The following is a 21,544-nucleotide window of genomic DNA, read 5'->3' as shown; positions in this document are numbered from 1 at the left end:
GCGGCGGACGGGCGCTTGATGCGCCTCTGATCAAAAAGTGCGCAATTCTAGCGACGGGCAACGCACTTGACCAGCTTTATGCAGGGAAATGCGACGAGTGCTGCGCTATGCTTCGCGCCGTTGCACTTGGATGAATCTGGGTGGTCAACAAATCGTCTGTAACTAGAAGTAAAACAGCGCATTCTGTGGACAGCTTAGGTGCCCGTACATAGGCGCGCTGTTTATAAAAGGCCTTAGGTCAAGGGCAGGAGTGATTGATGGGTCAGGCAAGTAGTCAGGCAGCAGGTGCCGAGCAATCCAACGCAAAGCCGATCGGTATGCTGGTGGCGGCAGTCGGGGTGGTCTACGGGGATATCGGCACCAGCCCGCTCTACACCCTTAAAGAGGTGTTTTCCGGGGCGTACGGGGTTCAGGTTAATCATGACGGTGTCTTCGGGATTCTGGCGCTGATTTTCTGGTCGCTGATCTGGGTCGTTTCGATCAAGTACGTATTGTTTATCCTGCGGGCCGACAACCAGGGCGAGGGCGGTATCATGGCCCTGACGGCGCTGGCCCGGCGGGCAGCGGCACCTTATCCGCGATTGCGTTCGGTGCTGGTGATTCTCGGCCTGATTGGTGCAGCGCTGTTTTACGGCGACAGCATGATCACCCCGGCAATCTCGGTGCTGTCAGCGGTAGAAGGCCTGGAGCTGGCCTTTGACGGTATTGAGCGTTGGGTGGTGCCGTTGTCGCTGGTGGTACTGGTCGGGCTGTTCCTGATCCAGAAACATGGCACCGACCGCATCGGCAAGCTGTTTGGGCCGGTGATGGTGCTGTGGTTTCTGGTGCTGGCCGGCTTGGGCATTCATGGGATCGTCCAACACCCCGAGGTGCTCAATGCGCTGAACCCGGTATGGGGGGTGCGTTTCTTTATCGTCCATCCGGGCATGGGCGTGGCGATCCTCGGTGCTGTGGTGCTGGCGCTGACCGGCGCTGAAGCCTTGTACGCCGACATGGGCCACTTCGGCCGCAAGCCGATTGCTCGGGCCTGGTTCGCGCTGGTGCTGCCGGCATTGGTGCTCAACTACTTTGGCCAGGGCGCGTTGTTACTGGAAAACCCTGAAGCGGCACGCAACCCGTTCTATATGCTGGCGCCAAGTTGGGCGCTGATTCCGCTGGTGGGCCTGTCGACACTGGCTACGGTGATCGCATCTCAGGCAGTGATTTCCGGTGCATTCTCCCTGACCCGTCAGGCGATTCAGTTGGGTTACATTCCGCGTATGCATATCCAGCACACGTCCAGCGCCGAACAGGGCCAGATCTATATTGGCGCGGTGAACTGGTCGCTGATGGTCGGGGTGATCCTGCTGGTGCTGGGCTTCGAGTCGTCTACCGCGTTGGCATCGGCGTACGGTGTGGCGGTGACCGGCACCATGTTGATCACTAGCATTCTGGTGTCGGCGGTGATGCTGCTGCTGTGGAAATGGCCACCGGTCCTGGCAATCCCTGTATTGGTCGGTTTCCTGCTGGTAGACGGGCTGTTCTTTGCCGCCAACGTGCCGAAGGTCCTCCAGGGTGGTGCCTTCCCTGTTCTTGCGGGGATTGTGCTGTTTATCCTGATGACCACCTGGAAGCGCGGCAAAGAGCTGTTGGTGGACCGTCTGGATGAAGGCGGGCTACCGCTGCCGATCTTTATCAGCAGTATCCAGGTACAGCCTCCTCATCGAGTGCAGGGCACCGCGGTGTTCCTGACGGCGCGACCTGATGCCGTGCCTCACGCCTTGCTGCATAACCTGCTGCATAATCAGGTGCTGCATGAGCAGGTGGTGTTATTGACGGTGGTCTACGAAGACATCCCGCGTGTGCCGGCCCAGCGCCGCTTTGAAGTCGACTCCTACGGCGAGGGCTTCTTCCGGGTGATCCTGCACTTTGGTTTCGTCGATGAGCCGGACGTGCCCGAGGCGCTGAAACTGTGCCATCTGGACGACCTGGACTTCAGTCCGATGCGCACCACCTACTTCCTCAGCCGCGAGACGGTCATCGCCTCCAAGCTTGAAGGCATGGCCCGTTGGCGCGAAGGGCTGTTCGCCTTCATGCTCAAGAACGCCAACGGCAACCTGCGCTTCTTCAAGCTACCGGTGAACCGGGTGATCGAGTTGGGTACCCAGGTAGAAATGTAAGCCCAACAAAAAGCCCCCGTTGCCTTGCGGCAGCGGGGGCTTTTTTGTGGGGCTGCGAGTGCATTCCCGGTTTCGGGTTACTCGGTCTTGCCCTGGCGCTTCTCTATGATATCCACCAGGCGCTGGGCCAGAGCCGGGTAGTTCTCGTCGAAGTGATGGCCGCCCGGCAGCTTCATGGCTTCGCCCACGGCGGTCTTGTCGGTGCAGCCGCTCTCGTCGACTTCTTCGGCGCCGTAGATGCACACCACCTTGGCTGCCGGCAGCTTGGCCATTTCCGGGCCGGTGGCTGCTTCTTTGCCGGCATTGCCCAACCAGCCTTCGACTTCGATTTCGAAGCTGCCGGTACGGGCAAAGGCCAGCAGGATGATTGCGTCGACCCGCTGCTGCTCGGCTTGCGGCAGGCGGTTGTAGATGGCCGGCAAGACGTCGGCGCCGAATGAGTAGCCGGTCAGCACGAAGCGCTTGGTGCCCCATTTCTGCCGGTAGTGCTGCATCAGTTCGCTGAGGTCTTTGGCGCTCTGTTCCGGGGTTTTGTGCTGCCAGTAGTAACGCAAGGTGTCGATGCCAACCACTGGGTAGCCGATCTTGGCCATTTCCCCGGCCACGTCGCGGTCCAGGTCGCGCCAGCCGCCATCGCCAGACAGGAACAGCGTGACGGTGTCCTTGGTCTGGCCGGCAGGTACTTCCACCACCGGGATCGCCAGACCGCCGTTGTCCGAACCGACCAATTGCTTGCGCAGTTCGTTGTTCAGTACTTGCGGGTAGTGAATGTCGTAGTCGCTGATACTGGTGGTGGCACGCGGTGTATCGCGTACGAAACTGGCGCTTTCATCGTCAGGGTTGTCGTTCCACGCCACCAGCCAGCTGCCGTGGGCGGCAGTCTTGGGTAGCGGGTCCTTGCAGCCTTCCTGGACCAGGGCGAAGCCGACGGAGATGGCATTGGCCTTGTCGTCGTTCTGCACGGCCAGCCAGCGCCAGGCTAGCGCTGCGCCAGGGCCGATGCCGCTGACGAGTGTCGCCGGGCCCTTGAGCTGGCTCAGGGCGGTTTGCAGGGCTTGTTCCTGCAGCTTGCAGTCGTCCTTGGGCAGGATCACCTGGACGATCTGTGCGGCGCCGCCCTGGCTGAGAGCGATCAGTTGATTGTCGGTAAGGGTTTCGTCGGCCATCACCGCGACGGCTACCCGTGCTTTCGGTGTGGTGCTCGGTGTTACGCGGGTCATGACCGAACCGTCGGCCTGGGGCAACTGCTCCAGGGTCGGCTGCGGGGCAGGGCGGTTCCAGAACCAATAGCCGCCACCCAAGACTAGGGCGAGCAGCACTACAAAGGCCAATACATACCGCCAGGAGCGTCGAATCATCAGCGTTTCACCAATCCAGTCAAGCCACCCGCAATCAGGGCGGCGGTATCGGCCAGTGCCACCAGCGGATCAAGTCCTGCGGGCACGGCCATGTAACGGGGTTCCCAGTCGGGCTGGAACTTGTCTTTGAAGCGGCGTAAACCTTGGAAGTTATACAGTTGCTCGCCACGGCGGAACACCATCGAGCCCAGGCGTTGGGTCAGGGGCGCGCCACGACGTGGTTGCAGGCCCGACAACGGCACCATGCCGAGGCTGAAGCGGCCGTAGCCATGGTTCTTATAATGCTGAATCAGGCCGACCATCATGAACTCCATGGTCAGTTTCGGCGCGTCGGGGTGGGCGCGCATCAGGTCGAGGCTGGCCAGGTCATGGCTATACGTCTCAAGCAAGTTGGCGAAGGCCACCGGGTGCCCTTCGAAGCGAATGATCGCGATGCGAAAGTGCTTGAGATAGTCGTTACTGAATCGTCCCAGGGAAAAGCCTTTTTCCCGCACGTTCTTGCCGGTCAGCCAAGCGTCGGAGATGACTTTCAGCTCATCCATCGGCGCCTGGCCCGGATCAAAGATCTCCAGGGACAGGCCGTCCCGGGTCCCTCGGTTCCAGGTGTAGCGCAGGTCTTTCATCTCTTTGCCCTTGGCTTCCAGGTCAAAGCGTTTCAGGTCGACCCGGGCTTCTTCGCCCAGCTTGATCGCGGTCAGACCGATGTCCATGTAGTAAGGCAGGTTCTCGGCACGGACCTGATAGAACACCGGGCGCGCGTGGTGAATGTCACACAGGTCGCGGAACTGCCAGATCATCTCGGCCCGTGGCTGGGTGGGGCCGATCGGATCATAGAGGGCCACCAGGCTGCGGCCGCGACGGGCGTACATCAGGAACGCCTCGTCATTGGGGTGAAACAGCAGCGCCTTGTCACCGGTCAGCGCCAGGCCACCGTCGGGTTGCGCCGAAGCCATCAGGATTTTGGTGGCGCGCTCCAGTTCGTCGGGTGTCGGCAGGTGGATCACCGGGCGTGCGGTGCGCAGCAGCCAGGTCAACGAAACAATCACCAGTACTACGGCGGCGCCCAGCAGCGAGCGCAGGCCACGCGGGGCGTTGGCGTCGAGGGTGAACTGCCACCACAGCTGATGGCTGTAAGGTACGTCCTGATAAGCAAACAGCAATAGCCAGATAGAAGCACCGAGCACGCAGACGCTGGCCACCAGGTACAACGGCGAGAACGGTAGTTCGGTCAGGCGGCTGGCGCGATAGAAGGAGCGTCGAAAGATGGCCAGCAGCACGGCGGTCATGGTCATCAGACTGGCTTCTTCCCAATCGAAGCCCTTGAGCAGGGAGAGCAGGGCGCCCACCAGCAACAGCACCATGGTCAGCATCCAGGCCGCCGACAAACGTCGACGCAGGCCCTGGGCCAGCAACAGACAGAGCACGCCGATCAGGCTGGCGCCGAAGTGCGAGGCGTCAATCAGACGGTGGGGAATCAGGAAGCCGATGTTTTCCAGGCGTGAGTCGATTTCCGGGGTGGCGCCGGAGAACAGCAGTACCACGCCGGACAAAAAAACCAGTACCGCCAAAACCGGTGCGGCCAGGCCCGAAGCGACCCGCAGGCTTTGTTGCGTCTGGAATAGGCGCTGGGCTTCATTGACCAGCAGGAATACGCAGGCGATCAACAGCGGCAGCACCACATAGATCATCCGGTACAGCAGCAGGGCGGCGGCCAATGGCGCTGCACCGAGCTTGTCGGCGAAGGCCGCCAGCAGAATCGCTTCAAAAACCCCTACACCACCCGGTACATGGCTAAGTACGCCGGCGGCGAGGGCCAGCAGGTAAACCAGCAGGAACGGACCAAAGGGTGGTGCTTCCGGCAGCAACAGATACAACACGGTGGCGGCAGCGGCGACGTCCAGGGCGGTGATGATCAATTGCAGGAAAGTCAGGCGGCGGCCGGGCAGGCGCAGGGTGCGGCGTCCGACCTTGACCAGCAGGTTGTCTGGATAAGGTTGCTCCGCCAGCCGGCGGCGATAAATACCGATGCACAGCGCTACCGACAACAGCAGAACGGCGCCGGCAATACCGCCGAGCAGGCTGGCGGGTAAATGAAGCGCATTAGAGGCGGCGGGCAAGTTGCTCAGGGTGGCCAGGGCGGCCAGCGGGGGCAGGGCGCAACCCAGGGCCAGGCTGGCGAACACCGTCATACGGGCAACTTCTGAAGCGCCGATGCCGTGCCGCGCATACAGCCGGTAACGCACCGAACCACCCGACAACATCGACAGGCCAATGGCATTGCCGATGGCGAATGCGGTAAAGCCGCCGTAGGCCAATGTTTTAGCGGGCAGCTTCACACCGGCATAGCGGGCGCCGGAAAACTCGTAGCCCAATAGAATAATAAAGCCGGCGATAGCGGCGGCGAATGCACCCAGCAGGGAAGGCTTGGGCACTTGCAGGATTGAGTCATGCAGTGCGTACAGGTCCAGCTCAAGCAGCAGGTGGCGACAGGCAATCAAGGCAATCGTGAACAGCAACAGCGTGACAGCCAATCCTATGGGGTGGCGGTACTTGCTCAACAGATCCAGCCAGCGCAAACGGGTGGGGGGGATCGGTTGTGTCGCTGTGACAGTGTCTTGTGGTTCAGACGAGTTGGCGCGCATCAATCACCTCGTGGATTGTGCGCGACAGGATGGGGGTATCCAGCCAAGTTACCAATCCCTATGGACAAAATAATTACAAATATTAACGCGGTTCACCGGGTCCGGCGACAGCGCGCATTAGTCTTAGAGAGTAGTCAGCATAGCTTGCTATGGAATGGACTCCACAAACCGCATCCGGTTTCATGAAGGATGCCATGCCATTGTTTCAAAAGAACTTTTTCACCGGATACAAAAAAGGCCACTCTTTCGAGTAGCCTTTTTTGATGTTTGGTTGCGGGAGCCGGATTTGAACCGACGACCTTCGGGTTATGAGCCCGACGAGCTACCAGACTGCTCCATCCCGCGTCTGTGTGGCGGCATTCTACAGAGCAGCGGCGAGGTGTCAACCGTTAATTGGTGGATGGGTCAAATAAGTGCGAATTAGTCGGTGATTGTCATCTACGAGCGGTAAGTGCTCGATGGGTAAGGTTTTTTGTAGGACAAGAAGGGAGGGGGCGACTGCGAAGGTAAAGTAGATGCGCACAAAAAAGGCCACTCTTTCGAGTAGCCTTTTTCGATGTTTGGTTGCGGGAGCCGGATTTGAACCGACGACCTTCGGGTTATGAGCCCGACGAGCTACCAGACTGCTCCATCCCGCGTCTGTGTGTCGGCATTCTACAGCGATACGTAGGTGTGTCAACCGCTAATTCAAAGAAAAGCGCTTGTGGTTCAATCGCTTAGCTCTCCAAGGCAACACATGAAAGGGCTCTGGCCCAGTATGGCCGAGGCTTTTAGCTCTATTGGGGTGTCTGTTTCGATTGAGAAAATAAATGCATGAGGCTTTTTTCCTGCCGGCTAGTCAGAAGATTCACAGTACTGGTGCTATATACAGGTGTGAGTGAGATACTGGCGATCCGTTGACCATTCCCTCCTTATATATGACGCAGCGCAAAATCATCCACGTCGACTGTGACTGTTTCTACGCCGCCATCGAGATGCGTGACGACCCGACCCTGGCGCAAAAGCCGCTGGCCGTCGGCGGTTCGGCGGACCGCCGCGGCGTGATCGCTACCTGCAACTATGAGGCGCGGGCCTACGGTGTGCGCTCGGCTATGTCGTCCCGCCACGCGCTGAAGCTCTGCCCGGACCTGACCATCGTCAAGCCGCGCATGGATGCCTATAAAGAAGCGTCGAAGGAAATCCAGACGATCTTTCGTGATTACACCGACCTGATTGAGCCACTGTCGCTGGATGAGGCCTACCTGGATGTCTCCGACAGCCCGCTCTTTGGCGGCAGTGCCACGCGCATCGCCCAGGACATCCGGCGCCGGGTCTCCAATCAACTGCATATCACCGTCTCTGCTGGTGTGGCACCGAACAAATTCCTCGCCAAAATCGCCAGCGACTGGAAAAAGCCCAATGGGTTGTTTGTGATAACGCCGGATCAAGTCGAGGATTTTGTTTCTGTGTTGCCGGTTAATAAGCTGCATGGCGTGGGCAAGGTCACGGCGGACAAGCTGGCGCGGCTGGGGATTGAAGACTGTCTGCAACTGCGGGACTGGAACAAGCTGGCGCTGGTGCGCGAATTTGGCAGTTTCGGCGAGCGGCTGTGGAGCCTGGCCCGTGGGATTGATGAGCGCATTGTGCAGAACGACAGTCGTCGGCAATCAATCAGTGTGGAAAACACCTACGACGTCGATTTGCCGGACCTGTCCAGTTGCCTGGAAAAACTCCCCGAGTTGATCGACACCCTGGCTGGGCGCATGGCTCGTATCGACAGTAGCTATCGACCGGGCAAACCTTTCGTCAAAGTGAAATTCCATGACTTCACTCAGACTACTTTGGAACAGGCAGGGGCAGGGCGGGATCTTGAGAGTTATCAGCAGTTGCTGGCCCAGGCGTTCAAGCGCGGTGGGAAACCGGTGCGGTTGCTGGGAATTGGTGTGCGCTTGCTGGATTTGAACAATGGGAATGAGCAGTTGGAATTGCCGTGGTAGGAGCGAGCTTGCTCGCTCCTACAGAAAAACAATGTCAGTTCGCCCCAGGGTCCGCCACCAACCGTCCGCCATCCTGGGTCAAGGCCTTGAGGAATTCCTGCTGCAATTGAGGATCATTGCGGGTCAGTTCGATCAGGCTTTGTTCCAGTTCGCTGGCTTCTTCTTCCAGGCCAAGCTCCGACAAGCGCTTGACTCGGTGTACCCATTGGCTGACTTCGTCATCTTCTAGGTCGTCGTAGATCAAACCATGGGCTTCGAGCAGTTTTCCCCGCAAGGTGCTGCTGATGGCCAGCGATGAGTCCGAATGCACGTCATCCTGGGCATCTTCAATGCTGATCTGCAACGTGCTGACGTGGTTCAGGTCCTGCTCGGCAAACGGGCTATCCAACAGGTTCAGGCGCAGTACGCCGTTGCGGTCGGTGGTCAGATCAAAGGTTTGCTTGCCGGCTTTCACCTGGACCGGGCGTTCGCTCCACGGCAGGCTGGTGTATTCCAGGCGCCTGTCGCGCTGGATTTCATTAATGCCCGCCAGGTTCTGTTGCGCGCGGCCGTGGGACTGTACGTTCATGAACGGGTTGAGCCCGGCCACTCCATAGCTGATCCAGTCGCGGGTCACGCTGTCCGGCAGGTTGCCTAGGGCGAAGACATTGACCACATTGGCGCCGACGCCTGCCACCACCGCCACCGCGCCAAGGGGGATCTCATAGAGTTCCCGCCAAGGCTGGTACGGCGTGTAGCGATCATAATGACGGGTGACTTCAAATTCAGTGACCTCGAAGGTCCTCTGTTCATGAATGCGCACCCGACGTTGCGGCAGCTCAAGCACCTTGGGCTCGCCAACATCGATCTGTAGGCTATGGTCGAGCAATTTGCGCTCGATGCGTTCCTCGTGCTCGCTGCGTTGCGACATTTGATTGGCGCAGCCGCTGACCAGTAGGGCGCCACATAAAGTGGCGCCCCCGAGGGCTAAGGTGTTTCGCTTGAGCATGACTTCTCTTGATCTGGTTTTCAGCGACGAATACGCGCCTGAAGGAAAGACAGTACGTCAGCCACTGGCAACGGCTGGGCTTGGGCTTCGGTCCGGCTCTTGTATTCCAGATTGCCATCGGCCAGACCACGGTCACTGACCACGATCCGGTGCGGGATACCAATCAGTTCCATGTCGGCGAACTTGATACCTGGGCTGGTTTTCTTGTCGCGATCATCCAGCAGCACTTCAAAACCGGCGGCCGTCAGTTCGGCATACAGTTTGTCGGTGGCTTCGCGTACTTGCTCGGTTTCGTAGCGCAGCGGTACCAGGGCGATCTGGAACGGTGCCAGGGCGTCGCTCCAGATGATGCCTTTTTCGTCGTTGTTCTGCTCGATGGCGGCGGCAACCACGCGGGAAACGCCGATGCCGTAGCAGCCCATTTCCAGGGTGATAGGCTTGCCGTTTTCACCCAGCACTTCGCACTTCATCGCCTTGCTGTACTTGTTGCCCAGCTGGAAGATGTGTCCGACTTCGATGCCACGCTTGATTTCCAGGGTGCCCTTGCCATCCGGGCTCGGGTCGCCGGCCACCACGTTGCGCAGGTCGGCCACGGTCGGAACCGGCAGGTCACGCTCCCAGTTGACGCCAAAGTAGTGCTTGTCATCGATGTTCGCGCCGATACCGAAGTCGCTCATCAGCTCAACCGAACGGTCGATGATGATTGGCAGCGGCAGGTTCAGCGGGCCCAGGGAGCCGGCGCCGGCGCCAATGGCGTCACGCAGTTCGGCATCGCTGGCCATGACCAGCGGGCTGGCAACGCCTGGCTGCTGGGAGGCTTTGATTTCGTTGAGTTCGTGGTCACCACGAATCACCAGGGCGATCAGCTTGCCTTCTTCTTCGGCATGCACGATCAGGGTCTTGATGGTCTTTTCAATCGGCAGATTGAATTTTTCCACCAGGGCCGCGATGGTTTTGGTCTCGGGAGTATCCACCAGGCGCAGCTCTTCGCTTGGCGCAGGACGGGAGGTTTCCCGTGGCACGGCTTCGGCTTTCTCGATGTTCGCCGCGTAGTCGGAACCGTTGCTGAAGGCGATATCGTCTTCGCCGGAATCGGCCAGTACGTGGAATTCGTGGGAGCCAGCGCCGCCGATGGAGCCGTTGTCCGCTTCAACCGGGCGGAATTTCAGGCCCAGGCGAGTGAATACGTTGCAGTAGGCCTGGTGCATGCGGTCATAGGTGACCTGCAGGGATGGCAGGTCAGCGTGGAACGAATAGGCGTCCTTCATGATGAATTCACGGCCGCGCATCAAACCGAAGCGCGGGCGGATTTCGTCACGGAATTTGGTCTGGATCTGGTACAGGTTGAGGGGCAGTTGTTTGTAGCTGCTCAACTCGTTGCGCATCAGGTCGGTGATCACTTCTTCATGGGTCGGGCCGGCGCAGAAATCGCGGCCATGACGGTCCTTGAAGCGCAGCAATTCAGGGCCGTACTCTTCCCAACGCCCGGATTCCTGCCACAGCTCAGCCGGTTGGGTGCTCGGCATCAACACTTCTAGAGAGCCGGCGGCGTTCATTTCTTCACGAACGATCGCTTCGACCTTGCGCATCACCTTCAAGCCCATGGGCAGCCAGGTGTACAGGCCCGAGGCCAGTTTGCGGATCATGCCGGCGCGCAGCATCAGCTGGTGGCTGATCACGACCGCGTCGGAAGGCGTTTCTTTCTGTGTGGCGAGCAAATATTGACTGGTGCGCATGGTAGGCCGTTGTCGGTTGCTTGGACTTGAAATGACTTGGGATTGTACGGGCGCTTGCGGCCGACGTACAGGCATCTGGTTGTTGGAGCCGGGCTTGTGTGAGAGCTGGCTTGCCTGCGATACAGGCGGCGCGGTGTGTCAGTTACCCCGCGGTGATGCCATCGCAGGCAAGCCAGTTCCCATATTGACCGCGTTGCGTCACTCTTCTTTTGGAGGGTTCAACCGAATTCGCCGGCTTTCCTGGAACCAGTGCAAGGCAATCAGGATCAGCGTCGGCACACCCAGCAAGCAGGTGATCAGGAAGAAGTTGTGATAGCCGAACTTCTCCACCATCACCCCCGAGTAACCGCCGATCAATCGCGGCAGCAGCAACATGATCGAGCTGAGCAGCGCATATTGCGTCGCCGAGAACTTCAGGTTGGTCAGGCTCGACAGATAGGCCACAAACGCCGACGTCGCCAGGCCCGAGCTGAAGTTATCCAGGGAAATGGTGAAGATCAGCATCTGCAGATCGGCGCCCATGTCCGCCAGCATCAGGAACAACAGGTTAGTGCCGGCTGAGGTGATACCGCCGATAAACAGGATCGGCAGGATGCCGAAACGCACGATCAACAGGCCGCCCATGCCAGCACCCAGCAGGGTCATGATCAGGCCGAAGATCTTGCTGACGCTGGCAATCTGATCCTTGGTAAAGCCTTGGTCGATATAAAACACGTTGGCCATCACGCCCATCACGGTGTCCGACATGCGATAGGTGGCAATCAGCCCCAGCAGCAGCAGGGCTTGCCAGCGATAACGCAGGATAAAGTCGTTGACCGGAGTCAGCACCGGCGCGAGGCCGCGGCGGCCCATCGCCGAGAGGCACAGTGCGGTCAGGGAGACATAGAGGATGGCCCGCAGAAATGCGCGGTCCTCCAGCAGCAGGTCAAGCAGGCTGACGCCGTCGAACAGCACGCTGGCGAAGTCGGTGTTGTACAACTGGGTGAACATGGCCGGCACGGACACCAGCAACACGATCAACACGAACACAGACATCAGTTGGTGGGCAAAACTATAGCGCCCGGCCTGCAACTGGGTGCGCAATGGCACGTCCGGCTCGCGTATAAAAAACGTGGTCAGCAGGGCAGGGACCATTAATATGCCGAATAGCACATAGGTGCCGGTCCAAGCCGAATGCTTATAGTTGAAACCAGTGGAGCCGAAGCCCTCGGCAAAAAACAGCGCACCGGCGGTGGCTAGCAGTGCGGCGATGCGGTAACCGGACATATAGCAGGCGGCCAGCGCGGCTTGGCGGCTGTCGTCGGCGATTTCCAGGCGATAGGCATCCACCGCGATGTCCTGGGTGGCCGAGGCGAAGGCGACAATAACGGCAATGGCTATCAGCCAGGACAGGTGTTTCTGCGGGTCGCAGAAACCCATGCCGATTAATCCGAGGATCACCAGCGCTTGGGACAGTACCAACCAGGAACGACGACGTCCGAGTTTGCCCAGCAGTGGCAGGCGCCATTGGTCGAGCAGCGGCGACCAGACCCACTTGAAGGCATACGCCAGGCCGATCAGGCTCGCATAGCCGATGGTTTCACGGGCCACACCGGCCTCACGCAACCAGACCGAGAGCGTCGAGAACACCAACATGTAAGGCAGACCGGCGGCAAAGCCGAGCAGTAACAGCACTAACGTCGAGGGGCTGGCATAGGCGGCGAGCGCGGCGCGCCAGGTTTTACGGGGCATGGGCTGGAGTCTGCCTCAAATTACGGAAACAAAGCGCGCACTCTAACCGCTGTGCTCTACCGGGCGCCAGCCATGACGCTGAATATCAACGCGATTGTTCAGGATACTGACCCCTTCGCTGCGTAATCGCACACGTTGCTCGTCTCCTGATGCGCTGCCCACCGGGAGACTTATCCGACCGCCGGCAGCGACGACCCGGTGCCAGGGTAACTTGGTGTCGTCGGGCAGTTGGCTGAGGGTGCGGCCAACCCAGCGCGCCGCACGGCCCAGCCCGGCCAGGTGCGCCAACTCACCGTAACTGACCACGCAACCTTTGGGCACCTGTGCAAGGGTTAGGTAAAGCGCAATGCGGCGAATCTCTGCGGGGCTTTGCGGGGTTTCGGCGGGTTCGTTCACGTTGGGCGTATCCGGTTGAAATTATCAGTCTCTTTGTAAGAAACGTCTGTAAAGATGGCGTTGAGAATTGAACTCAATACAGATACCTGAGTCTGTCCTTGCTAAGACTTTATCTAACACGATATTGCCCTTTTTTCGCCAAATTTGAGCCCAGCATCCGCTTATGTTGTCCAGAACCCTGCTTTGCCTCGCTGTTTTCAGCGCCTCCACGCCCTTGCTCGCCGATACCGTCTGGTTGAAAAATGGTGATCGCCTGACCGGCAAAATCAAGGTTTTCGACGGTGGCAAGCTCCTGATCCAGACCGAATACGCCGGCGCCATCCCGGTGGACTGGAAACAGGTGAAAACCCTGGAAAGCGACCAGGAGTTGCTGGTCAAGCAGGACGCCTACACCGGCGAGAAAGCCAAGTCCCTACACGCGGCCGACGATGGCAAGGTCATCCTGGCCAATGGCGAGGTGCCGAAAACCGTCGAGTTGGCGAGTATTCAGCAAATCATCAAGCCCAAGCCTGTGATCGAAGATCTAGTGTGGAAAGGCAACGTCGATGTGGCGCTGGACTACCAGCGCGCGGAAAAAGACACCGATGACTATGACGTGGGCTTCAAGACCACAGCCCGCCATGGCAAATGGCGGCATATTGCCGAAGGCGAGTACAACCGCGTATTCCAGAATGACGTGGTCACCACCGATAACTGGAGCGCCGAGTACGCCCTGGACCGTTTTATCACCGACCAGTGGTTCTGGCAGGGTCGCCTGACCTACAAACGCGACAAGGTCGAAGACCTCACTCGTCAGCGCACCGTCGGTACCGGTCCCGGCTATCAGTTCTGGGATGACGAACTGGGCGCCTTCTCTCTTGGCTCGCTGCTTAACCGCACCGACTATGAATACCAGGATGGCGGCAAGGACAACTTCTATTCCTTGGCCATGAAGTGGGACTACAACCGCTACCTGGTAGGCAAGACGGTCGAGTTTTTCACCAGCGGCGAACTGGGCAAGCCCCTGGCAGGACCTGCCGATTACTCTCTCGATGCAGAAATGGGCCTGCGCTACAGAGTCACCGAATGGGCTTCGCTTAACCTCAAGGCTGAGCGCGACATTATCAGTGGCGGTTCGGACAGCGACTTGAGCAAGACTCGCTATACCGCAGGCTTTGGCGTGACCTGGTAAATGTGGAAGCGGCCTTACAACCGCAACCCACCATCCAATTCCAGAATCCGTCCGGTGTAATAGTCATTTTCGAAGATATACGCTGCCGAATGGGCAATCTCCTCAGGCTGACCCATACGCTTGAGGGGAATACCTGAGGTCATCTTCTCCAGCGCCTCGGGCTTCATGCCCAGGGTCATCTCGGTTTCGATAAAGCCCGGTGCAATCCCCGCCACGCGGATGCCGTAGCGCGCCAGTTCCCTGGCCCAGGTCACGGTGGCTGCAGCGACACCGGCCTTGGCGGCGGAGTAGTTGGTCTGGCCAACGTTGCCGGCGCGTGAAATCGACGAAATGTTGATGATGGCGCCCTGGCTCTTCAACTCGACCATCTTCGCCGCCACCTCGCGGGTACACAGGAATACACCGGTCAGGTTGACATCAATGACCGCCTGCCACTGGGCCAGGCTCATCTTGATCATCTCGCGGTCCTTGACCTTTAGCAGCAGCCCATCGCGCAGGATCCCTGCGTTGTTGATCAAACCGTGGATCGCGCCAAAATCGTCAGCGATTTTTGCCACCGTGTGGGTGACCTGCTCTTCATCGGCCACGTTGCACAGATAGGCACGCGCCTTGACGCCATGAGCCTCGCAGGCAGTGACCGCCGCATCGAGTTTTTCCGGGTTAAGGTCCACCAGCGCCAGGTGGGCACCTTTGCTCGCAAAATACTCGGCCATGGAACGGCCCAAACCCTGGCAACCGCCGGTGATAATGATTACTTTGTCGTTGAGATGCATTCGCAAGTCCTGTGAGCAGAATTAAGCGGTTGCCCAAGTCTGGTTTTGACGAAATTTACCGAGGGAGTCATAAGTTGAGCGCGCACGTTGCCAAGAATGCCCGAGAACTACTGCTCAAGGAATACCGAGGAGCACTCGCCACCCTATCCAAAGCCATGCCGGGCTTCCCTTTTGGTTCGGTGGTGCCTTATTGCCTGGACGAAGAGGGCCGGCCGCTGATCTTGATCAGCCGGATCGCCCAGCACACCCATAACCTGCAAAAAGATCCCAAGTGTTCGCTGCTCGTGGGTGAGCGCGAGGCCGAGGATGTCCAGGCTGTTGGCCGCCTGACGTACCTGGCCGAGGCCGAGAAACTTGAGGATGAAGCATCCATTGCGGCGGCGGCCGAGCGTTATTACCGCTATTTCCCCGACTCGGCTAACTACCACAAGGCCCATGATTTTGATTTTTGGGTACTCAAACCGGTGCGTCACCGTTATATTGGCGGTTTCGGCGCGATCCACTGGGTGGATCAACTGACCCTAGCCAACCCGTTTGCCGGCAAAGCCGAGCTGAGCATGATTGAACACATGAACAGCGATCACACCAAAGCCATTGCCCACTATGTCGAGCTAGCCGGTTTGCCGACATCGGAGCCTGCGCAACTGGCCGGTATCGACAGCGAGGGCATGCACTTGCGCATTGGTCAGGGCGTCTACTGGCTACCGTTTGCCGAGATGTGCAACACGCCGACACAAGTGCGCGAGGCCTTGGTTTTCCTGGCTCACGCCGAAGAATGGCCGAAAAAAACGGCCGCCGACGCTTGAATTCACGAAACGACGACGTCATCTAAGGTGGAGTAGCAAGGCATTCTTGCGTTGAGGAACCATTTGATGCGCCCTTTTTTATTGCTCTTTCTGCTGTTCCCGGTGTTGGAGCTGTTCGTCTTCGTCAAGGTCAGCGGGGCTATCGGGTTTTTCCCGGCCCTGCTGCTGATTATTCTCGGCTCGATGCTTGGCGTACTTGTGCTGCGCATCGCCGGGCTGGCCACCGCACTGCGTGCCCGTGAAAGCTTGAATCGCGGCGAACTGCCAGCCCAGACCATGCTCGAAGGCCTGATGATGGCCTTGGGTGGCGGCCTGCTGATCCTGCCAGGTTTTGTCAGCGACGTGGTTGGCCTGATCATGCTGTTGCCGATCACCCGTCGACTGCTGGCAGGCAAGATGCGCCAGCGTGCCGAAGAAGCTGCAATCCGCCAGCGCGCCTTTGCTGATGACCTGCAATCCCGTGGCGGCCCGGTGCCGCGCCAGCCGCTGGGGCGCGAGGGTGATGTGATCGAAGGCGAGTTCGAACACCGCGACTCCAAGTAACTGCGTGATTGGCACGGCGCCTTCGGGGGCCGTGTTGTTTTTAAGTGCATGGCAATCACGAAAATTTTCGTCGCCAAGCCTTGTAATAAGCTTATGCGCCCTTATGTAACGGTCACCGCAAGGTTTCTGGTGGCGACACCAGACAGACTTCCGCGATTCGCCCAGCGAGCCGCGACCGGCACCGCCGGAATTTAACCTGCCGGTATTGACACCGGCCGATGAAAAACACAATTAGGAGAGATCGACAATGAGCAAGCTTCGTCCTCTGCATGACCGCGTCGTCATCCGTCGCAGTGAAGAAGAAAAGAAAACCGCTGGCGGCATCGTTCTGCCAGGTTCGGCTGCTGAAAAAGCCAACCACGGTGTGATTCTCGCTGCTGGTCCAGGCAAGCAGCTGGAAAACGGTGAAGTACGTGCGCTGGCCGTGAAAGTGGGTGACAAGGTTGTATTCGGCCCTTACTCCGGCAGCAACACTGTGAAAATCGACGGCGAAGACCTGCTGGTAATGGCTGAGAACGAGATTCTCGCTGTTCTGGAAGACTGATTCCCCGCTCATTTTCCCGTTACTACAAAGTATTTAAGGAATATCGATCATGGCTGCTAAAGAAGTTAAATTCGGCGATTCCGCCCGTAAGAAAATGCTCGCCGGTGTCAACGTCCTGGCTGACGCAGTAAAAGCGACCCTGGGCCCTAAAGGCCGTAACGTGATCATCGAGAAGAGCTTCGGCGCTCCGACCATCACCAAGGACGGCGTTTCCGTTGCCAAGGAAATCGAGCTGAAAGATCGCTTCGAAAACATGGGAGCTCAACTGGTCAAAGACGTTGCCTCCCGTGCCAACGATGACGCAGGCGACGGCACCACCACCGCTACTGTCCTGGCTCAATCGATCGTCAACGAAGGCCTGAAAGCCGTCGCTGCCGGCATGAACCCGATGGACCTCAAGCGCGGCATCGACAAGGCGACCATCGCCATTGTCAAAGAGCTGAAGTCCCTGTCCAAGCCATGCGCTGACACCAAGGCTATCGCTCAGGTCGGCACCATCTCGGCCAACTCCGACAGCTCCATCGGCGACATCATTGCCGAAGCCATGGAAAAAGTCGGTAAAGAAGGCGTGATCACCGTTGAAGAAGGCTCGGGCCTGGAAAACGAACTGTCGGTTGTTGAAGGCATGCAGTTCGACCGTGGCTACCTGTCCCCGTACTTCATCAACAAGCCGGACACCATGGTTGCCGAGCTCGACGGTCCGCTGATCCTGCTGGTCGACAAAAAGATCTCGAACATCCGCGAAATGCTGCCAGTGCTGGAAGCCGTTGCCAAAGCCGGCCGTCCACTGCTGATCGTGGCCGAAGACGTTGAAGGCGAAGCCCTGGCGACTCTGGTTGTGAACAACATGCGCGGCATCGTTAAAGTTGCTGCCGTCAAAGCCCCAGGCTTTGGCGACCGTCGCAAGGCCATGCTGCAGGACATCGCTGTCCTGACTGGCGGTACCGTTATCTCCGAAGAGATCGGCCTGAGCCTGGAAAGCACTACCCTGGAACACCTGGGTAATGCCAAGCGTGTGATCCTGTCCAAGGAAAACACCACCATCATCGACGGCGCTGGTGTTGAAGCTGACATCCAGGCCCGTGTGACCCAGATCCGTTCGCAAGTGGCTGATACCACTTCCGACTACGACCGTGAAAAACTGCAAGAACGTCTGGCCAAACTGTCCGGCGGCGTTGCAGTGATCAAGGTTGGCGCTGGTTCCGAAGTCGAAATGAAAGAGAAGAAAGCCCGCGTTGAAGACGCCCTGCACGCTACCCGTGCAGCCGTTGAAGAAGGCGTGGTACCTGGCGGTGGCGTAGCGCTGATTCGCGCTCTGCAAGCTATCAGCGATCTGAAAGGCGAGAACGCTGATCAGGACGTAGGTATTGCTGTACTGCGTCGCGCAATCGAATCTCCACTGCGTCAGATCGTTGCCAACTCCGGTGACGAGCCAAGCGTAGTAGTGGACAAGGTCAAGCAGGGTTCGGGTAACTTCGGTTACAACGCTGCGACCGGTGAATACGGCGACATGATCGAGATGGGCATCCTTGACCCTACCAAAGTGACTCGCTCTGCTCTGCAGGCTGCGGCGTCCATTGGCGGCTTGATGCTGACCACCGAAGCCATGATTGCTGAAGCTCCGAATGACCAACCAGCTGGCGGCGGTATGCCAGACATGGGCGGTATGGGTGGCATGGGCGGCATGATGTAAGCCAGCCTTACCCCGATACTGAAAAGCCCCGCCTGCAGTGATGCAGGCGGGGCTTTTTTATGGCTGAGGGTTTAATGGCCCGTTATGTGGACGTCAGCAGGACGACATATCGACGATCTGTTGGCCTCAAGTCGTTCTCACGACCTTTCCCTGAATCACTTGCTCGGCCTTTTCTCCACGCTGATACAGCAAGAAGTAATACGTCCCCAAGCAGATCAGCCAGCAAAAGATCGCTGTCCAGACGTTATGGGAAAAGAAGTGCGCCCCTTGCATCATTCGACTGATGGAGAGCACTGCCCCCAACCCGAATGCCAGGATAAGCGCCTTGCGTGCCAGGCGTGGTCGGCGATCGCGTAACACAAAGAACAGGGCAAACAAGGTAAACCCCGTGGCCGCGTGACCTCCAGGCCAGCAGCGCCCGGGCTTGTCGGTTTGCGGTCGGGCGCTCAGCAGTGCGCTGTAGGTTTCCTTGCCGCCAAACTCCTGGAGGCTCCAGGGGCACTGCACTGCGGTGACCACTTTCAGCGGGGAAACGAATGAGGTGGACAGGCCCAGAGACAGTACCAGGCAGCCTAGTTCGCGTCGGTAGGGTTTTAGTCGCTCAAGAATGAGCGCGCCAACAAAGCCCAGAATGGCCAGCACCGAGAACAGGATGACCAGTTGTTTGGCGCGGTCGTGGAGGATGTCTTCAAGGAAAAAACTGTACCGGCCAATAAAACCGCCGTCTGCTGCGCTGTAAAACAGTTTGGCCAGGCTCATGTCCAGTGACGTCAGTTCCAGCAGCAGCAAAATCACCGCCGCAGCGGCGGGCACTCCCAGGTACAGCCAAAAATTGAGAGGCTTGGAAGCTGGGCGCAAAACGGTTGAAGACATAGCAAACCCTGGTATTGAAAGCTCCGGGCTGACCTGCCCGGAGCATTTTGGTTAGCGTGTGCTTAACTGGGGGTCCGCGTCCTTGGGGCCCTTCCAGCTTAGTAATTGATGTTTGAAGTCATAACTGGCGGCCTGGTAGTAGGTGATGGCCCGCTGAATCAGCGGGTCATCGCTGCCCACGCGTGATTCTTGGCTCTCACCCAGGGCCTGGTCATGGCGACGCAGGCCTTGGCGGGGGCTGAGAATCGCCAGGTCCTTGCCGTCAAACAAGCCCAGGTGCTGATAGTTGCCCACCACCACGCGGGGCGGCAGCGGGTTGTCTTGCAGCAGGTTGCGGCCAAAGAATGTCGACTCGTAACTCAGGTTAAGCAGGCCCAGCAATGTCGGTGCGATGTCGATCTGGCTGGCCAGTTGCGCACTTTCACGGGCCTCGATCAGTTTCGGTGCATAGATGAACAGCGGTATCTGGTAGTTGCTGATAGGCAAGTCTTCCTTGCCCGCGCTGCCGGCGGTGTGGTCAGCGACAAAGATAAAGATCGTGTTGTCGAACCACGGTTTCTGGCGTGCGGCCTCCAGGAACTGGCCGATGGCGTAGTCGGTGTACTTCACTGCTCCGTCGCGACCGTTGCCCGATTTGATGTCGATGCGCCCGTCCGGGTAGGTATAAGGACGGTGGTTGGAAGTGGTCATCAGTTGCAGCAGAAATGGTTGCTGCTTGGCGTAATTGGCGTCTGCCAGTTTCAACGTCTGTTTATAGAGGTCTTCGTCGGCCATGCCCCAGGCATTCTTGAAGGAGATTTGCGCTTCGTCGACGCTGCTCTGGTCTACCACCCGATAACCATTACCGCTGAAAAACGCGTTCATGTTGTCGAAGTAGCCGCGCCCGCCGTAAACAAACACGCTGTCGTAACCAATGGCGTTGAGTTGCTGGCCAAGGCTGGCAAAGCCGCTCTCCCGGCCGATGCGCTTGACGATCGAGCGCCCTGGCGTAGGTGGAATGGCCAAGGTAATGGCCTCGAGGCCGCGATCGGTACGTGTGCCGGTGGCGTAGAAATTGTTGAAATACAGGCTTTGCTGGCGCAGGGTGTCCAGGTTAGGCGTCAGGTTGCGCCCGTCGCCGTTGCTGCCCATGTATTTGGCACTGAAGCTTTCGATGGTCACCAGTACGATATTGGGTTTGCGCAATGTGCCAGGGTTGTCGATGGCGCGGCGGATATCCAGTGGATCGCTGCCGATAAAGCGTGCATTGGGTTCGCTGAGTTCTGCGCGCAATTGCTTGGCGACGACATCGGACGGCAGGCTCTTATAGAACTGCGTGTAATCGAGCTCGTTGTTACGGAACGCGGCGAAAAACTGATACGGGCCGTTGCTTGCCAGTTCGTTATTGTAAGCGTTGCCACCCTGTGCACGCGGGTTGTCTTGGCTGATCAGTTGCAGGCTCAGGCCGGCGATAACCAGTAAACCCAGCGCATTGAGCAAGCGGCCACGCATCGCAGGAAGGGGAGAGTCGAGTGCTGTATTGAACGGTTTTCGTAACGCCAGGCTCAACACAATTGCCAGCATCGCCAGAAGGCTCAGCAGTTTGCCGATCGGGTACGACTCCAGCAGGTTGTTCAGTACCTCATTGGAGTACACCAGGTAGTCGACGGCGATAAAGTTGAAGCGAACACCGAACTCGTCCCAGAACAGCCATTCCGCCACCGACGTGAACAGCATGGCGAACAAACTGACCGTCAGCACGCCTTGCAGAAACCAGCGATGGCCGCGGCGGCGCCATAACGCCGGTGGGCACAGCAGCAGATACAGCCCCAGAGGCAGGGCGGCGTAGGCCAGAAAGCCCAGGTCGTAAAGCAGGCCCACGCCAAACACCGGCAGCAGGTTGCCGCCGACTTCATCCGGGTGGCTGATGAGAAGCACGCCGCGCGTCAGTAGAAAAATGACCAGCCAGGCGCCGGTCACCAATAACAAATAGCGCATTGGCGCTGTCTTTGGAAAGCCCATGTCCATGTTCCTTATATCGATGGGCCGCGATCTTCCGCCTGATACTGTGGTCGGTTTGTGAACCTATAGTGAAAAACTCGTTAATCCATTCAATTGGTTGAAACCCTTAATCAGTTGCTCGTTCAGGTCTAGCCGTGGGCCATACTTGGCCTTA

Annotated in this window: 16 protein-coding genes and 2 tRNA genes; 7 read left to right on the top strand and 11 right to left on the bottom strand. The window is 58.6% G+C overall.

Annotated elements, in window-relative coordinates; genetic code table 11:
- Nucleotides 1–257 precede the first annotated feature (257 nt).
- The gene (locus tag FQ182_RS12865; protein WP_149411908.1) at nt 258–2,159 is read left to right on the top strand and encodes a potassium transporter Kup; all 1,902 of its coding nucleotides are present in this window, start codon (nt 258–260) and stop codon (nt 2,157–2,159) included.
- A 77-nt stretch (nt 2,160–2,236) separates the two neighbouring features.
- Here FQ182_RS12865 and FQ182_RS12860 read toward each other — a convergent pair whose 3' ends face one another.
- From FQ182_RS12860 to FQ182_RS12845, 4 genes are all read right to left on the bottom strand, one after another.
- A complete protein-coding gene (locus FQ182_RS12860; protein WP_149411909.1) occupies nt 2,237–3,517 on the bottom strand; it encodes a virulence factor family protein in 1,281 nt (426 codons plus the stop codon).
- Nucleotides 3,517–6,159 carry a bifunctional lysylphosphatidylglycerol flippase/synthetase MprF gene (gene mprF / locus FQ182_RS12855; RefSeq protein ID WP_149411910.1) on the bottom strand — a complete coding sequence of 881 codons (2,643 nt, stop codon included), beginning with the start codon at nt 6,157–6,159 and terminating at the stop codon, nt 3,517–3,519. The genes FQ182_RS12860 and mprF overlap by 1 nt, the downstream gene beginning before the upstream one ends.
- A gap of 268 nt (nt 6,160–6,427) precedes the next feature.
- Nucleotides 6,428–6,504: transfer RNA gene (locus FQ182_RS12850), tRNA-Met, on the bottom strand.
- A 216-nt stretch (nt 6,505–6,720) separates the two neighbouring features.
- Nucleotides 6,721–6,797 (bottom strand) — tRNA-Met (locus FQ182_RS12845).
- 279 nt (nt 6,798–7,076) lie between these two features.
- Between FQ182_RS12845 and dinB the strand changes: the two genes are divergently transcribed.
- Complete coding sequence (gene dinB / locus FQ182_RS12840; RefSeq protein WP_149412014.1) at nt 7,077–8,135, top strand: DNA polymerase IV; 1,059 nt, start codon at nt 7,077–7,079, stop codon at nt 8,133–8,135.
- Between the two features lie 34 nt (nt 8,136–8,169).
- On the opposite strand, the gene FQ182_RS12835 is transcribed toward dinB, so the two are convergent.
- The 4 genes from FQ182_RS12835 to FQ182_RS12820 all read right to left on the bottom strand — a co-directional run bounded on the left by FQ182_RS12835 (nt 8,170) and on the right by FQ182_RS12820 (nt 12,986).
- Nucleotides 8,170–9,123, bottom strand: coding sequence for a hypothetical protein (locus FQ182_RS12835; RefSeq protein WP_149411911.1), 954 nt, complete (start codon nt 9,121–9,123; stop codon nt 8,170–8,172).
- 20 nt (nt 9,124–9,143) lie between these two features.
- Nucleotides 9,144–10,859, bottom strand: a complete 1,716-nt coding sequence (locus FQ182_RS12830; RefSeq protein ID WP_133099651.1) for a proline--tRNA ligase — start codon at nt 10,857–10,859, stop codon at nt 9,144–9,146.
- A gap of 198 nt (nt 10,860–11,057) precedes the next feature.
- Nucleotides 11,058–12,590 carry an AmpG family muropeptide MFS transporter gene (locus FQ182_RS12825; protein ID WP_149411912.1) on the bottom strand — a complete coding sequence of 511 codons (1,533 nt, stop codon included), beginning with the start codon at nt 12,588–12,590 and terminating at the stop codon, nt 11,058–11,060.
- Between the two features lie 42 nt (nt 12,591–12,632).
- Nucleotides 12,633–12,986 carry an MGMT family protein gene (locus FQ182_RS12820; protein ID WP_149411913.1) on the bottom strand — a complete coding sequence of 118 codons (354 nt, stop codon included), beginning with the start codon at nt 12,984–12,986 and terminating at the stop codon, nt 12,633–12,635.
- Between the two features lie 163 nt (nt 12,987–13,149).
- On the opposite strand from FQ182_RS12820, the gene FQ182_RS12815 reads away from it, so the two are divergent.
- Nucleotides 13,150–14,157, top strand: coding sequence for a DUF481 domain-containing protein (locus tag FQ182_RS12815; RefSeq protein WP_149411914.1), 1,008 nt, complete (start codon nt 13,150–13,152; stop codon nt 14,155–14,157).
- Nucleotides 14,158–14,171: 14 nt separating this feature from the next.
- On the opposite strand, the gene FQ182_RS12810 is transcribed toward FQ182_RS12815, so the two are convergent.
- Nucleotides 14,172–14,930, bottom strand: a complete 759-nt coding sequence (locus FQ182_RS12810) for an SDR family oxidoreductase (RefSeq protein WP_149411915.1) — start codon at nt 14,928–14,930, stop codon at nt 14,172–14,174.
- A gap of 74 nt (nt 14,931–15,004) precedes the next feature.
- Between FQ182_RS12810 and FQ182_RS12805 the strand changes: the two genes are divergently transcribed.
- The 4 genes from FQ182_RS12805 (at nt 15,005) to groL (ending at nt 18,516) form a co-directional block, all read left to right on the top strand.
- Nucleotides 15,005–15,736, top strand: coding sequence for a HugZ family protein (locus FQ182_RS12805; protein ID WP_149411916.1), 732 nt, complete (start codon nt 15,005–15,007; stop codon nt 15,734–15,736).
- Nucleotides 15,737–15,802: 66 nt separating this feature from the next.
- Nucleotides 15,803–16,279: an FxsA family protein gene (locus FQ182_RS12800; protein WP_149411917.1), complete on the top strand. Its 477-nt coding sequence runs from the start codon at nt 15,803–15,805 to the stop codon at nt 16,277–16,279.
- A 247-nt stretch (nt 16,280–16,526) separates the two neighbouring features.
- Complete coding sequence (gene groES, locus FQ182_RS12795; RefSeq protein ID WP_133099645.1) at nt 16,527–16,823, top strand: co-chaperone GroES; 297 nt, start codon at nt 16,527–16,529, stop codon at nt 16,821–16,823.
- Between the two features lie 49 nt (nt 16,824–16,872).
- Nucleotides 16,873–18,516, top strand: a complete 1,644-nt coding sequence (gene groL, locus FQ182_RS12790; RefSeq protein WP_133099644.1) for a chaperonin GroEL — start codon at nt 16,873–16,875, stop codon at nt 18,514–18,516.
- 126 nt (nt 18,517–18,642) lie between these two features.
- Here the strand turns inward: groL and FQ182_RS12785 are convergent, their stop codons facing one another.
- Both FQ182_RS12785 and FQ182_RS12780 read right to left on the bottom strand, forming a co-directional pair.
- Nucleotides 18,643–19,389, bottom strand: a complete 747-nt coding sequence (locus FQ182_RS12785; protein ID WP_149411918.1) for a phosphatase PAP2 family protein — start codon at nt 19,387–19,389, stop codon at nt 18,643–18,645.
- Between the two features lie 51 nt (nt 19,390–19,440).
- Nucleotides 19,441–21,390: an LTA synthase family protein gene (locus FQ182_RS12780; protein WP_149411919.1), complete on the bottom strand. Its 1,950-nt coding sequence runs from the start codon at nt 21,388–21,390 to the stop codon at nt 19,441–19,443.
- Nucleotides 21,391–21,544 lie beyond the last annotated feature (154 nt).

The sequence above is a fragment of the Pseudomonas sp. ANT_H4 genome (assembly GCF_008369295.1).
Taxonomy (GTDB): Bacteria; Pseudomonadota; Gammaproteobacteria; order Pseudomonadales; family Pseudomonadaceae; genus Aquipseudomonas.
This window is presented reverse-complemented; position numbering and strand designations above follow the sequence as displayed.

What these genes read in the sequence shown, in the direction of transcription:
- FQ182_RS12865 (WP_149411908.1), top strand. Translation starts at nt 258, where the DNA reads ATGGGTCAGGCAAGTAGTCAGGCAGCAGGTGCCGAGCAATCCAACGCA.
- FQ182_RS12860 (WP_149411909.1), bottom strand. Translation starts at nt 3,517, where the DNA reads ATGATTCGACGCTCCTGGCGGTATGTATTGGCCTTTGTAGTGCTGCTC.
- mprF (WP_149411910.1), bottom strand. Translation starts at nt 6,159, where the DNA reads ATGCGCGCCAACTCGTCTGAACCACAAGACACTGTCACAGCGACACAA.
- dinB (WP_149412014.1), top strand. Translation starts at nt 7,077, where the DNA reads ATGACGCAGCGCAAAATCATCCACGTCGACTGTGACTGTTTCTACGCC.
- FQ182_RS12835 (WP_149411911.1), bottom strand. Translation starts at nt 9,123, where the DNA reads ATGCTCAAGCGAAACACCTTAGCCCTCGGGGGCGCCACTTTATGTGGC.
- FQ182_RS12830 (WP_133099651.1), bottom strand. Translation starts at nt 10,859, where the DNA reads ATGCGCACCAGTCAATATTTGCTCGCCACACAGAAAGAAACGCCTTCC.
- FQ182_RS12825 (WP_149411912.1), bottom strand. Translation starts at nt 12,590, where the DNA reads ATGCCCCGTAAAACCTGGCGCGCCGCGCTCGCCGCCTATGCCAGCCCC.
- FQ182_RS12815 (WP_149411914.1), top strand. Translation starts at nt 13,150, where the DNA reads ATGTTGTCCAGAACCCTGCTTTGCCTCGCTGTTTTCAGCGCCTCCACG.
- FQ182_RS12810 (WP_149411915.1), bottom strand. Translation starts at nt 14,930, where the DNA reads ATGCATCTCAACGACAAAGTAATCATTATCACCGGCGGTTGCCAGGGT.
- FQ182_RS12800 (WP_149411917.1), top strand. Translation starts at nt 15,803, where the DNA reads ATGCGCCCTTTTTTATTGCTCTTTCTGCTGTTCCCGGTGTTGGAGCTG.
- groES (WP_133099645.1), top strand. Translation starts at nt 16,527, where the DNA reads ATGAGCAAGCTTCGTCCTCTGCATGACCGCGTCGTCATCCGTCGCAGT.
- groL (WP_133099644.1), top strand. Translation starts at nt 16,873, where the DNA reads ATGGCTGCTAAAGAAGTTAAATTCGGCGATTCCGCCCGTAAGAAAATG.
- FQ182_RS12785 (WP_149411918.1), bottom strand. Translation starts at nt 19,389, where the DNA reads ATGTCTTCAACCGTTTTGCGCCCAGCTTCCAAGCCTCTCAATTTTTGG.
- FQ182_RS12780 (WP_149411919.1), bottom strand. Translation starts at nt 21,390, where the DNA reads ATGGGCTTTCCAAAGACAGCGCCAATGCGCTATTTGTTATTGGTGACC.